Origin of the sequence: Actinopolyspora lacussalsi subsp. righensis, assembly GCF_900116555.1 — a bacterium.
Classification (GTDB): Bacteria; Actinomycetota; Actinomycetes; order Mycobacteriales; family Pseudonocardiaceae; genus Actinopolyspora; species Actinopolyspora lacussalsi.
In genome coordinates, this window is the sequence record NZ_FPAT01000001.1 from 607,026 (window position 1) to 619,438 (window position 12,413).

The 12,413-nt window shown below is 66.0% G+C and carries 10 protein-coding genes and 2 pseudogenes; 8 read left to right on the top strand and 4 right to left on the bottom strand.

Annotated elements, in window-relative coordinates:
- Positions 1–547: 547 nt before the first annotated feature.
- Positions 548–1,795, bottom strand: coding sequence for an MFS transporter (locus tag BM394_RS02560; RefSeq protein WP_092973285.1), 1,248 nt, complete (start codon positions 1,793–1,795; stop codon positions 548–550).
- 263 nt (positions 1,796–2,058) lie between these two features.
- Between BM394_RS02560 and BM394_RS02565 the strand changes: the two are divergent.
- A pseudogene (locus BM394_RS02565) lies at positions 2,059–2,405 on the top strand (winged helix-turn-helix transcriptional regulator).
- Positions 2,406–3,312: 907 nt separating this feature from the next.
- On the opposite strand, the gene BM394_RS02575 reads toward BM394_RS02565, so the two are convergent.
- Positions 3,313–3,579: an antitoxin gene (locus tag BM394_RS02575; protein WP_092973287.1), complete on the bottom strand. Its 267-nt coding sequence runs from the start codon at positions 3,577–3,579 to the stop codon at positions 3,313–3,315.
- 773 nt (positions 3,580–4,352) lie between these two features.
- On the opposite strand from BM394_RS02575, the gene BM394_RS02580 reads away from it, so the two are divergent.
- Genes BM394_RS02580 through BM394_RS02600 form a run of 5 tightly spaced genes read left to right on the top strand, consistent with a single transcriptional unit; the run spans position 4,353 to position 7,814 of the window.
- Complete coding sequence (locus tag BM394_RS02580) at positions 4,353–5,882, top strand: sensor histidine kinase (protein ID WP_092973289.1); 1,530 nt, start codon at positions 4,353–4,355, stop codon at positions 5,880–5,882.
- Between the two features lie 20 nt (positions 5,883–5,902).
- On the top strand, positions 5,903–6,319 hold the full coding sequence (locus BM394_RS02585) for a roadblock/LC7 domain-containing protein (RefSeq protein WP_092973291.1): 417 nt from the start codon (positions 5,903–5,905) through the stop codon (positions 6,317–6,319).
- Entirely contained in the window at positions 6,316–6,672 is a 357-nt protein-coding gene (locus BM394_RS02590) for a DUF742 domain-containing protein (protein ID WP_092973293.1), read from the top strand. Before BM394_RS02585 ends, BM394_RS02590 begins: the two co-directional genes overlap by 4 nt.
- Positions 6,650–7,237 carry a GTP-binding protein gene (locus tag BM394_RS02595; protein ID WP_092973295.1) on the top strand — a complete coding sequence of 196 codons (588 nt, stop codon included), beginning with the start codon at positions 6,650–6,652 and terminating at the stop codon, positions 7,235–7,237. Before BM394_RS02590 ends, BM394_RS02595 begins: the two co-directional genes overlap by 23 nt.
- Positions 7,238–7,253: 16 nt before the next feature.
- On the top strand, positions 7,254–7,814 hold the full coding sequence (locus BM394_RS02600) for a GAF domain-containing protein (RefSeq protein WP_092973297.1): 561 nt from the start codon (positions 7,254–7,256) through the stop codon (positions 7,812–7,814).
- Between the two features lie 145 nt (positions 7,815–7,959).
- On the opposite strand, the gene BM394_RS02605 is transcribed toward BM394_RS02600, so the two are convergent.
- Entirely contained in the window at positions 7,960–9,159 is a 1,200-nt protein-coding gene (locus tag BM394_RS02605; RefSeq protein WP_092973299.1) for an acyl-CoA dehydrogenase family protein, read from the bottom strand.
- 394 nt (positions 9,160–9,553) lie between these two features.
- A pseudogene (locus BM394_RS23870) lies at positions 9,554–9,698 on the bottom strand (1-aminocyclopropane-1-carboxylate deaminase); the annotation flags it as partial.
- Positions 9,699–10,148: 450 nt separating this feature from the next.
- Between BM394_RS23870 and BM394_RS02610 the strand changes: the two are divergent.
- Both BM394_RS02610 and BM394_RS02615 read left to right on the top strand, forming a co-directional pair.
- On the top strand, positions 10,149–10,880 hold the full coding sequence (locus tag BM394_RS02610; protein WP_139235118.1) for an EF-hand domain-containing protein: 732 nt from the start codon (positions 10,149–10,151) through the stop codon (positions 10,878–10,880).
- Positions 10,881–10,893: 13 nt separating this feature from the next.
- Entirely contained in the window at positions 10,894–12,408 is a 1,515-nt protein-coding gene (locus BM394_RS02615; RefSeq protein WP_092973303.1) for a PfaD family polyunsaturated fatty acid/polyketide biosynthesis protein, read from the top strand.
- Positions 12,409–12,413 lie beyond the last annotated feature (5 nt).

Below are 12,413 nucleotides of genomic sequence, written 5' to 3' on the forward strand. Positions count from 1 at the left end.
GGAGATGCTCTCGGCAACCGACAACCCGGGGAACGGGACGGACTCCTGACAAACCACCGCGACTCCGACGGCGTTCGGTTCCACGGTGGAGCCGAAGGCCGGGCCGCACCGGGCCGACCTCGACGCGTGACGAGCCCGAGCAGAGCCACACCTCCTTCCCGAACTGCCTGGAGACGCCATGTAGCGCGAGAGCCGCTTCGACTGCCACCGGTACTGACATCGGACCCTCCATTTATGAAACGTTTCACGGACTATGACAGCGATTACTCCTCGAAGCAAGACCTCAGTTCAACAAAGCATCGAAATACCTGTTAAAAGAGGTTTCTTTAGTACTCTCGACCTCGAACGAGGCTGATTCGACTGTTATGACGTTTCATTACTGAGTGTCCTGACAACAACGCGCATCGACAGCGGCGACGGCCGTACGATCAACGTGCGCCCCTTTGCCTGAACTCGTGACCCGTGTATCCACCCTGGACGGACAGTCCTTACGGGGCATCGAATTCGCACTGTGCCGCCGAACGCAGCCTCTCCGGCTCGCGCCGGCTCACGACGAACTCCGTCGCGGTGACGCGGCGTCGGTGCTGTCCTGGGCTGATAACGAGGTCGCGGGTGCTCGGTTCTCCTGCCGGTGCGCCCACTCGGACAGTGACAGGGCGAGGATGGCGATGCCGGCGGCGAGATAGCTCAGGTGGGTAGCGCCGACAAGTCCGATACCCACCGCGCCGATCACTCCGGACAGTGCGATGGCGAGATACAGGAAGGCCGCGTTGAGCGAGACCACGAGCGCGGCCGAGGAGGGGGCAAGAGTGATGAGTCGGTGTTGCTGCGGTGCGGTGACCGCCCACGCGGCGAGTCCGTAGACGACGATCATGACGAGAGCCGAGGTGTAGGTACCGGTGGTCCAGGGCAGGACCAGGAAGCTGACCGCCAGCACCGTCACCGCTGTGGACACGACCCGCCGGGCGCCGATTCGGTCGGCCCGGACCCCGGCCGCGAAATTGCCGAGGGTGCCCACCGTTCCCCAGCCGAACATCAACACGGCCAACCGGGTTCCGCTGCCGCCGGTGGCGGGTTCGAAGACGACGCTGATGTAGGTGTAGACGATGTAGACGGCGGTGAACGCGGCCAGTGTCGTTCCCAGCACGGTGAGGATCCGGCGGTCGGTCAGCGGGGCCAGTCGTTGCCGCACGGTGGTGGGCGACATTCCCTCCAGTACGGGAATCCAGGCCGCGATACAGCCGAGGGCGAGCACGGTCAGGGCCGCGACGAACCATAGGGTGGCGCGCCAGCCGAACAGGGTCCCCACCACGGTGCCGATCGGTGCGCCGAGCGCGGTCGCCGAGGTGAGCCCGATGGTGACCGCGGCGATGGCACGTCCCCGCGACGACGGGGGCACCAGCGCGGAGGCGGTCACGCTGGCGGTCGGGATGAACAGTCCGGCACCTGCGGCCGCGACGGCCATCCCCAGCAGCACGACCGCGAAGCTCGGCGCGAGCGCGGTGAGCAGGACTCCGGCGAGGTACAGGCCGATCGCCAGCAGCAGCGCCGCACGGCGGTGCCACGTCGCGGTTGTGGCGGCCAACAGCGGGGCGAGCACCGCGCAGGTCACCGCGAACACCGTGACGGTCTGCCCGGCCACACCGACCGACACCCCCAACGACCGGCTGAACTCGGGCAACACACCGGCGAGCACGAACTCCAACGTTCCCACGGCGAACGTGGCGAAGGTCAGCACCGCGACCCGAAACCACGCACCGCGGCCGACCGCGGTGCCAACATCGGCGGTAGACATCGAACCCCTTCAGCTGCGAGCTGGTCGGGACTGGATCGGCAAGGTCAGCGCCGGACGGCTTGAAACCGTTCCACTGTGGGTAGGGCTCGGCGAGCCGTCGTGGTCGCGATCCGAGGCGTCGTAGCTTCGCGTAGTTCCGTGGACACGCAAGTACGATCCAACGGCGGAATCGCAGTAACAAGTACTGACTCGAATGTGCCGTAGGGTCACGCTGTATACCGTGCGAGGTGAGCGCCGTGCAGCTCCGGGAACGGGTCGAAGAGATGGCCGGCTACTGCGACGTCGAAGTCGCGCTGGTCGTCATCGGCGGGAAGTGGAAACTTCTCATCCTCAAACATCTCCTGGCCGGCACCCAGCGGTTCGGCCAACTCAAGCGCGCGATGCCCGACATCACCCAGCGGATGCTCACTCGCCAGCTCCGTGAGCTCGAAGAACACGGCCTCGACGACGCACCGTCCACGCCGAGGTCCCGCCGCGTACCGAGTACTCCCTGACCGAGCTCGGCACCAGCCTGCGGGACCTCATCCATCGTCTCGACGACTGGGGCAAGAAGTACCGCGAGCACCTCGAAACCCCGGACACGACCGCACCGCCCACTCCCCCGGAGTGAACCCTTCCCCCGCCCCACGGCTCCCCCGAGCCCGGCGTGTCGGGCAGAAAACACCGTTAGAACTACAGACCCAGACACGTCCACCCCGCCGCGGCTGAGTGGTGGACGCCGGGGTTACGGGTGATCACCGAGCTTTTCCTTCGTCGTTTTCCTGAAAGGAGGCGTCGATCCAGGAGCGGGACTGTCGGGAAAACAGCTCTAGCTCATGTTCGATGGTGACGGTGGGTGATTCGATCGGCCGCGGAGCGTTGTACGAGAGCTGGCCGAGCGTGCCGGGCCAACAACATCGGGCTCGTGTTCACCCAGACCAATGGCTCCTGACTGAACTGGATCGAAAGCGAGTTCGCCGCTCTGCGCTACTTTGCCCTGAACGACACCGACCACCGCGGCCACGTCGAACAGAACGCCACCATCGGCTCCCACATCCGCTGGCACAACCAACGAGCACAGCCGAACAACGAGCACAACCGAAACGCGACTTCACGATCGACTCCACCTGACACACCAATAGCGCGAAGGTTCCACCGCCGACGAACAACGCATCGAGGATCGTCGGCAGGGTGTTGTTCGCCGTGTGGAAATCCGATCGAGGATTCGGGACGGCTGGACCCCTCACAGCGCGGAACCGCGCCTGATTGCTGGACAAGGGGCACCGAGCCCTGGACAGAATCCGTCCTGCTCGTCATGGGCATTATCGCAGCCCTGTGTCACTGATGAGAAGGAGCGATGGTCCAGGGCGTCGGCAAGGTCGGGGTCGGAGGAAGAGCACGGGGGAATCGAACGTTTGCGACTATCGCTGCTGGTAGCCGCATCGGAGACGAGCACGTGACCGGCGTCTGAAGCCGGTCGAGCCAGTCGCCCGACCAGAGGTGACGCTCATCCCCGCCCAGCTCTTCCGCGAAACCCGTTACTGGCGGGACTGGCCACCCTGGGACTGGTCGCCACGCTGCTCGGGTCCCTGTTGCCCGGGGCTTTGCCGACCCTCCTGGTCGCCCTGGGACCGCGTCCCCTGCTTGTCGACGAAATTCCGGACCTGCTCGGAACCCTTACTGATCTTGTCGTGGTACTTGCCGCCGGTCTTCTCGTCCGCGAAGGTCGACGCCTTGTCGATACCCCGCTTGACCTTGTCCGGGCTCTTGCCGGCGAGCCCCTTCAGCTTGTCCATCATGCTCATGTCGGCCTCTCCTTCGCCGAATCGGTACACGGACCACTGAAGGCCCTCAGGCGTGTCATCGCTCTACCCTGATTGCGGCTCGGGTAAACCCGCCTGCCTCTCTTTTTCCATGACCAGCCGCGATTACGCCTCGTTAGGTCAACGATCCGCGGGGGCACGGTGTTCCCGAGGCCCCGAAGGAACACAGATCGGGGTTTGAAGAAGGTGTGGGAACGGATCGAACCAACCGCGGCCGGGTCCATCGACTGGTAGCGGACGGCCGCGGATTCCTCCCGACTCCAGACCAAAAAGTGGGGCTCCGGACAGATCCAAGCCCGGTGGACAGGGGAAAAACGGACTCGAGCACCGCCTGATCACCAATGGCGCGGGCACTCCCGTGGCAGGGGGAGCCTCACCGGAGGCAACAGCAACGACATCGCCCGACTTCCACTGCCCTCGCCGCAGCCCTCACCCGCTACAAAGAACTCACCAAATGAGACACTGCCTCAGTTAGCCACACAGAGTGAATCCACATGGCCGGGATGTGCACCCTGTCCTGCCTGGTCACAAGTTCGTGGTTGCTCCTCGCGGAGGATCCGAGTACGTACACCTGGCTGAGGTACGATCTGCTTTCGCAAGATCACACAGGATAATCCATCCAATGGAGCTGCGAGGAGTGGCGGACATGGTCGGTGGCACCGTGTGCGGATACGTGGAACAGGGTGAGCTGGAGATGCCACGTTCGTCGATTCAAATATGACGCCGTACCACTCGTCCGTTGTACATCCCGTCCGTTGTACATCGCCGCGTTGAGGACCTTGATGTCTGCACTGTTACCTACTGCTCGCTGTCTTGAGGACGATGATCCTGAGGACTGTTCGGATCAAGCCGCCACGGATCTACGGAACCGCATGCTGTGGCTTGCCCTGCTGCCGGTGGTTCCGTTGCTCCTCGTGCTGGGTGCTGTCACGGCTATGCTCGTGACCGTCGATCGTTCGTTCCTGGGAGCCGCACTCGCCCTTTGTGCGTTGGCGATCGCGGCGGCCCTGCTGGTCGGTTTCATCGCCGTCAAGCGAATCAGGAACGGTGTCGAACAACTCCTGCGAAAACACGAGGCGGTCAGAGTTGACACTGCCGCCACCTCTGCTGACACGGCCGCTGTATCCGATGGGCTCTCTTCCCCGTCATACGGCAACGACGCGCTCCAGGCCGCGTTCGCGAAATTGGCGCGGGGCCTGGAGGCCATGGCCGACCGAGCGATCACCGAGATCGACGAGGCCGAACACCAGGTGGAAGACCCCGATCTTCTCTCGCGCCTGTTCCGCGTGGATCACCTCGTCAACCTGTCTCGCCGACAGGCGGAGAGTCTGGCCATTCTCGGCGGCAAGGCACCGCAGCGGCAGACACAGGATGACGTGAGCCTCCAGACAGTGTTGCGTTCCGCTGTGGCCGAGATCGAGCACTACTCCCGAGTGAAGATGACCGCGGTGGAGGGAACGCTGAAAGGTCCTGTCACCGCTGAGGTGATTCACCTGTTGGCGGAACTGCTGGAAAACGCCACCCAATTCTCCAGCGACAAAACTCCCGTAGTAGTGCGGACCGAAACCGTCACGGCCGGCGTCGCCATCGAAATCCAAGACCGTGGTCTTGGTATGACGAGCGAGGAGATCCACCGGTACAACCGCCTGCTCGAGGACGCCGATCGAGTCGACCTCGACGAGCTTCTCGCGGACGGACGCATCGGGCTGTCGGTGGTCCGAGTCCTCGCGCAGCGCTACAACATCAGGGTCCGGCTGCAGACCAGCATCTACGGAGGTATGGAGGCGGTCGTCCTGCTGCCGGACAGCTTGCTCACCACCTCGCCACCGGAACCCGCGCAGCCCGGTCACATCGCCCAAGACCCAACGCCCACGCCACCGCCGTCCGGCGAGCCACCACCGCCGGTTTCCCGTGCTCACTCTCCCAGCCGGATGCAATGGACCGGCGACGTAGCAGAGCCCGCTGCCGTACCTTCGCCCGAGAGACGCGCACCGGCACCGCCCACTTCTGAACCGGCACCGACGTCACAGCCGGCGCGGACCGCTCCCCCATCGGCGGAGACGACGAGCTCACCCGCGGGCGGAGAGCGCCGTCGAGGTGACGCGTCGCAGCTTCCGCAACGCAGGCCCGGCACGGACAACCTTCCGGAAGAGTTGCGGACACGACAGGAGAGCGTCACCCCGATCCCCGGCCACAACACGGGGTTGTTGAGCGCCTTCAGCCAGTCCGAGTCCGATCAGTCAGCTTCGTCAGAAGATCGGCGAGGCCCTTCGACGTCCACCTGAAACGCCCCAAGGAGTCGACCGTGACCCAGCCACAGGATCTGACCTGGCTACTCGCGAACCTGGTCAACCAGATTCCCCACACCCGAAGCGCCCTCTTACTGTCCACCGATGCGATTCCGCGGTTCTACTACGGTCTGGAGCGCGATGACGCGGACCGGCTGGCTTCCCTTGCCAGCCCCCTGTGCTCGCTGGTCCAGGAAGTGGGCAAATGCTTCGGGGGTGGACACGGGATGCGCCAAGCCAATGCCGAACTCGGTGACGGCAGTATCCTGGCGATCACAGCCGCCAGTGCCGGCAGCATCCTCGCTGTTCTGGCCGACAGCACGGTCAACGCCGGGGTCCTCAGCTACGAGATGCAGCAGCTCGGCAAGAAGGTGCCCAGCAGTCTGGCCACCCCGTCACGAAGCTCCTCGGCGGAGGAGAGTCGGTCGGTATGAGCGCATTCGACAGTCACCCGCCTCGCGAGCAGGGGATACGGCCCTACCTGGTCACCAACGGGCGCACCCACCCCAGTGCGCCACTGGACCTGCTGTCCATGGTGTGCAGCACGGGGCAGGTCTCCCACGACGTGCTGGGACCCGAGCACTCCCAGACGTTGCTGCTGTGCCGCTCCCCGACCACGGTCGCCGAGGTGGCAGGACACTTGCGGCAACCCGCGGTGGTCGTCAAAATTCTGCTTTCCGATCTCATCGGCACCGGTGCGGTAGCCACTCACGATCCAACCGCGACCGCTGACGTCACCCCGGACCTGATCGAGAAGGTACTCCATGGGCTTAGAAACCGACTCTGACGCATTCCCCTGGCAGCTCAAAATTCTCGTCGCGGGCGGATTCGGTGCCGGGAAGACAACCTTCGTCGGCGCGTCCAGTGAGATCGAGCCGTTGAACACCGAGGAGCACCTCACCACGGCCAGTGTCGACACGGACAGTCTGGCCGGTGTGGAACGCAAGTCCACCACCACGGTGGCCATGGATTTCGGCCGCATCACCTTCCCCGACGACAACATCGCGTTGTATCTGTTCGGCACTCCGGGCCAGGATCGCTTCTGGTTCATGTGGGACGAGCTGTCCCGCGGCACCGTCGGTGCGATAGTGCTCGCCGACACGCGTCGACTTCAGGACTGTTTCGGAGCGATCGAATTCTTCGAGCAACGGGGGATCTACTTTCTGGTCGCCGTCAACGAATTCGACAACGCGATGTACTACACCCCCGACGAGGTGCGGAACGCTCTCGCACTGCCCCTGAGCGTTCCGCTGGTGATGTGCGATGCCCGCGACTCCCACGCCGCGACACGAACACTCATCACGCTGCTCGAACACGTATCGACGACGTCCTCACCGCACCCCATCGGCTGACCCCAGGGAGAACATGATGTCCGCCAGCAATATGCGCCTCGTAGGCACGCCACCGGATCCGCACGTTCAGCACCGGATGGAACGGTTGCGAGAACTCGGCATCCGGGAAGAACCCGACTCGCAGTTCGATGCCCTCGCGCGCAGGCTCGCCGACGCCGCGGGCGCCCCCTACGCGATGGTGAACATCATCAGCGGCCAGCGGCAGTACTTCACCGGGCTGTACACGCGAGCCGAGTCCCAGACCAGTGCCGCGATGGAAGCGGCACAAACGGCCGTGTCACCGGGACGGGAGATGCCGAAAGACCACGGATTCTGCCCGCACGTGGTGTCCCGCGGACTGCCACTCGTCCTCGGCGACGTCTGCTCCTACCCGCGGTTCACCAGCAATCCCGTGGTGGATCAGATCGGGATCCGGTCCTACATGGGGGCCCCGCTCATCGACCACACCGGCCTCACACTGGGCACGGTCTGCACCGTCGCACCGGAGACCCACTCATGGGGCCGCCGCGAACTGGAGACGATCAAAGGCTTCGCGGCCGAGGTGATGGAGCTGATGCACGGCCGCGAGCGCCCGTGACGACCGAGGAGCACACAACGTAGCGCTCATGCGGGCGTGGCGGGTCCCGCTCCGGGACGCGCCGGTCGATACGTCGCCCCGTTGCGTGCCCGTGTCCGCCGCCGCAGGTACACACTGGCGGACACGGGACCCGACCGCGGCGGCGTCAGCTCGAACGTGGAAAGACACCGAGCTGGGGTGCCAGTCGCTCAGACCACGGGGTACGCGAGTTCCCCAGGGCCGTTTCGGCCAGCCGCAACCGTTGGATGTCGGAGGTGCCGGCGGGGGCGAAGATGTGGTGCGCGTCGCGGAGGTAACGCTCCACCGGGCTGTCGGTGCCGAGCCCGTACCCGGCGTGCACCTCCATCGCGGTCCGGGCCGAGTCGAGCGCGTACTCCACGTTGACGAGTTTGGCGTTGATCAGCTCCGCATCACACGGCATGGCGTTGTCCAGCGAGTGCGCGGCGTGATAGGCGGCCAGCCGGGCCGTCATCAGCTGGGACTGCATCTGCCCCAGTTTCTGCTGCACCGTCGGCAGCTGGGACAACGGTTGGCCGTAGCGGTAGTGCCGCTCCGCGAAGGCGACGGTCTCCTCCACCAGGGCGCGGTGGATCCCCAGCGCGACAGCGGTCAGGTTGGGCCGCCCGTAGAGGATGCTGGAGCTGTAGGCCACCGCCAGGCCCTGTCCTTCCTCGCCGAGCCGGTTCTCGGCCGGGATGCGGCACTCGTCGAAGACGAGTTCGCCGTAGCTGAACCCGTGCAGGCCCATCGATGCCTGGTGCTCCCCGAGGGAGAATCCGGGCCGGTCCGGCTCCACCAGAAACGCCGACAACCCCCGGGAGCCCTCCCCGGTACGAGCGACCACACCGTGTAAGTCGCCCACGTGGCTGTTGCCCACGAAGACCTTGTGCCCGTTGATCACGTACTCGTCACCCTCGCGGCGTGCGGCCGCCGTCATGCCGAGTACGTGGCCGCCGGAGTCGGGCTCGGTGACGGCGATGGTCGGCAAGCAGCGTCCCGCACTGACCTCCGGAAGCCACCGCTGCTGCTGCTCCGCGCTCCCGAAGTGCAGGATCTTCGCCACCCCCAGCTGGGAAGCCTGCACCATCGCGCCCATCGCTCCGCTGACCCGCGAGAGCTCTTCGATGATAATGGACTTCGCCAGATGCCCCAGGCCCATACCACCGTGCTCGGGCCCGATCGTCACCCCGAGCCAGCCCTGTTCGGCGATCAGACGGGAGAGCTTGTACTGGACCGACCGGGACTGCTCCATGTCAGGAATTTGCGGACGCACTTCGGTCTCGGCGAAGTGACGCACCTCGTCACGAAGGCGATCGTGGCTCGCAGTGGTGAACAGGCCGTCCATCTGGACTGCAACGCTCATACTTCTCCAATACCCGATCCGGTCGGTCACTGCCTGCCATCCGGCGTGCACGGATGATCAACAGGCTCGCACGGGCGCTCCAGCCGAAGTACCACCTTCATGGGGATTGACCCGAGAACTCGCACCACGCGACACGCGATCTCCGCGACTGGTCAGCGCGGCACGAGGTGCTGTGCTCCTCCAACATCACGCCGCCGGTGGGGCGCCAGCGGCACGGCTCACCATTCCGGCTCCCCGTCAAGAATCGGTCTCAAGTGGACCGTCCATACAATCCATAACAGCACTTCGCGTAGTTGGCCGGGTAGCCGTCACGTGAGTCGGCGCCTTGCCAGCGTTGGAGGGCACCTCGAGCAGCAGCCCTCCGGCATCGGCCACGGCGGCCGCTGAGCAGCCCGCGGCAGGTACGCGAAGACTGTTCCGCACCACCGGAGGTGACGAGGTCGATCAGCCCCGTCATCGATTTTCCCTCGTAAACCGGGTCGAGGATGGACATCCTCGAGCCTGCCGGTCAGCCGGATCGCGGATGCCTGCCACGCGGGGCATCCCAACCGTTGCCTGGTCAACAGCGCACTGCGCAACTCGTCGTGGCCGTAGCCCTCGTCGGCGCGCAGCCTGCCGGGTTCACCTCGCCGTGCTCCGTGCTGAAAGCGCACCCCTCGGAATCACTCCGCCCCGCCGCCACACCACCCGGGAACCCACCAGACCGCGATCACACCAGCCCACCAATCGTCCACGTGCGACAGAGGCCGAAAGCACGAGGCTCGACGATTTCGACGCGACGACGGTGCACGCGTATCCCATGAACGCCTCGATTTACCAAACACATCAAACTCTCGCAAGAGTTTTCATTTTCACATGGCCGGATCGAGAATTTTCAAGATCAATAGCGCCCAGAACTGCTAGCGTCCCGGGCGCAAGATCACGAACGACGTTTCCGACAGCGATCACGTCGTGAATTCGAAGGGCTCGGGGTGGCTGAAGCACCGAAGGACGACGAAACGACAGAGGTGACGCGCGGGTCGACACTGCGCGATACCGCGGAGGTGGCGGCCGAGTCCGTGTCCGGAGTGGCCACGGCGGGCGAGGCAGCCGCCGAGTCCAAACCGGACGCGGCGACCACCATCGCCGCGGCGGAGCGACTGGCCGCGAACCAGGACTCGTACCTGCGGCGCAAGCAGCTGTGGATGTTCGACGTGCTGGACGACGACGGCGACGGCGCGGTGACGCCCATCGACACGATGCAGTTCGCGCACCGCCTCGCACGGCTGACCGGCCACACCGAGGACTCGCCGCGGGCGCAACAGCTGGAAGCCACGGTGAACCGGATCTGGCACGCGCTGGTGGTCAAACCCGCGTGGGTACCGGACCCGGAACGGCTGGACAGGGAGCAGTTCGTCACGGTGATGGCGAACAGCGTGGCGGAGACGCCGGACAAGACGCTGCAGTACATCGGCGTGGTCACGAACCTGGCTTTCGCGATGGCCGACGAGGACAACGACGGACGGGTCACCCGGGACGACGGACTCCGGCTCGTCACGGAGGTGCTGCGCGTGGAGCGGGAGCACGCCGAGCACGCGTGGTCGGTGATGGACTCCGACGAGAACGGCTACCTCGGCTACCCCGAGAGCCTGATGGCGGTCACCGACTTCATCATCAGCATCGACCCGCAGGCACCGGGCAACCTGGCGCTCGGACGCATCTGACGCCGTGACAGGAGTGTTCGACGGTGCCGGCCTCGTCGAACTCGCCCAGCGGGTGACGAAGCCGGCGCACTTGGTGGCACACGAGCGGGACGGCGCACTGGGACTCTCGGAGCGGTCGATTCCGGGAGCCGTCGGCACGGTGCCGGCCTTGTACCCGGAGTGGCTGGGCGACCAGAGCTTCACCGAGGCGCACGACGTGCGGTTCCCCTACGTCGCGGGCGAGATGGCGCACGGCATCACCGGCGTCGAACTGGTCGAGGCCATGGCGCGGGCGGAGATGCTGGCCTTCTTCGGGGCGGCAGGGCTCGGCCTCGAACGGCTCGACCGGGAACTGGAACGACTGCGGACCCGTCTCGCCGGGCGACGGAACTGGGGTGTCAACCTCATCCACCACCCCGACGACGCGACCATGGAGGACGCGGTCGCGGCGCGCCTGTTACGCGCCGGAGTACCGAAGATCTCCCTGTCGGCGTTCCTGGACATCACCCCCGCGGTGGTGCGCTGTGCGGCCTCCGGGCTGCGCACCGACGCGACGGGCCGGATCATTCGGAAGACCGCGCTGTTCGCCAAGGTCTCACGCCCGGAGACGGCCGAGCTGTTCATGTCGCCGCCCCCTCCCGCGCTGGTTCGTCGGCTCGTGGACACCGGCGAGATCACCGAGGAGGAGGGCCGTCTGGTCAGCCGGATACCGGTGGCGGACGACATCACCGTCGAGGCGGACAGCGGTGGGCACACCGACGGAAGACCGCTGGTGTCGATCCTGCCAGCGATCATGTCCCTGGCGCGGCGGAAGAGCCCGGGAGTGCGGGTGGGCGCGGCGGGCGGACTCGGCGACCCGGCCGCCGTGTCCGCGGCGTTCGCCCTCGGCGCGGCCTACGTGCTCACCGGCTCGGTGAACCAGATGTCGCGCGAGGCCGCGGTCAGCGACGAGGCGAAGGCCATGCTCGCGCAGGCCGGGGTGGCGGACGTGGCGATGGCGCCGGCGGGGGACATGTTCGAACTCGGCGCCAAGGTCCAGGTGCTGCGCCGAGGCACCATGTTCGCCGGCCGGGCGGCCCGGCTGTACCAGCTTTACCTCGAACACCCGTCGCTGGAATCGCTCCCCGCCGAGACCAGGGACTCGTTGGAGCGCGAGGTCCTCGGGGCCGGCCTGGACGAGGTGTGGCAACGCACCGGGGAGTACTGGGCGCAGCGCTGCCCGAGCGAGGTCACCCGGGCGCAGGCGGACCCCAGGCACAGGATGGCGCTGGTCTTCCGCTGGTACCTGGGTAATTCGGTCACCTGGGCGGTCGACGGCACACCCGGCCGCCGCAGCGACTACCAGCTGTGGTGCGGCCCCGCAGCCGGAGCGTTCAACACCTGGACCGCGGGCAGCTTCCTGGCCGAACCCGGCGGACGCACGGTCACGCAGCTCGCCCGCAACCTGCTCCGGGGAGCCGCCGTGCTCACCCGCGTGCACCAGCTGCGCGCCCTCGGGGTCCGCCTCCCCTCCGATGCCTTCGACTTCCGCCCCCGCCCACTGGTTTGAGAAAC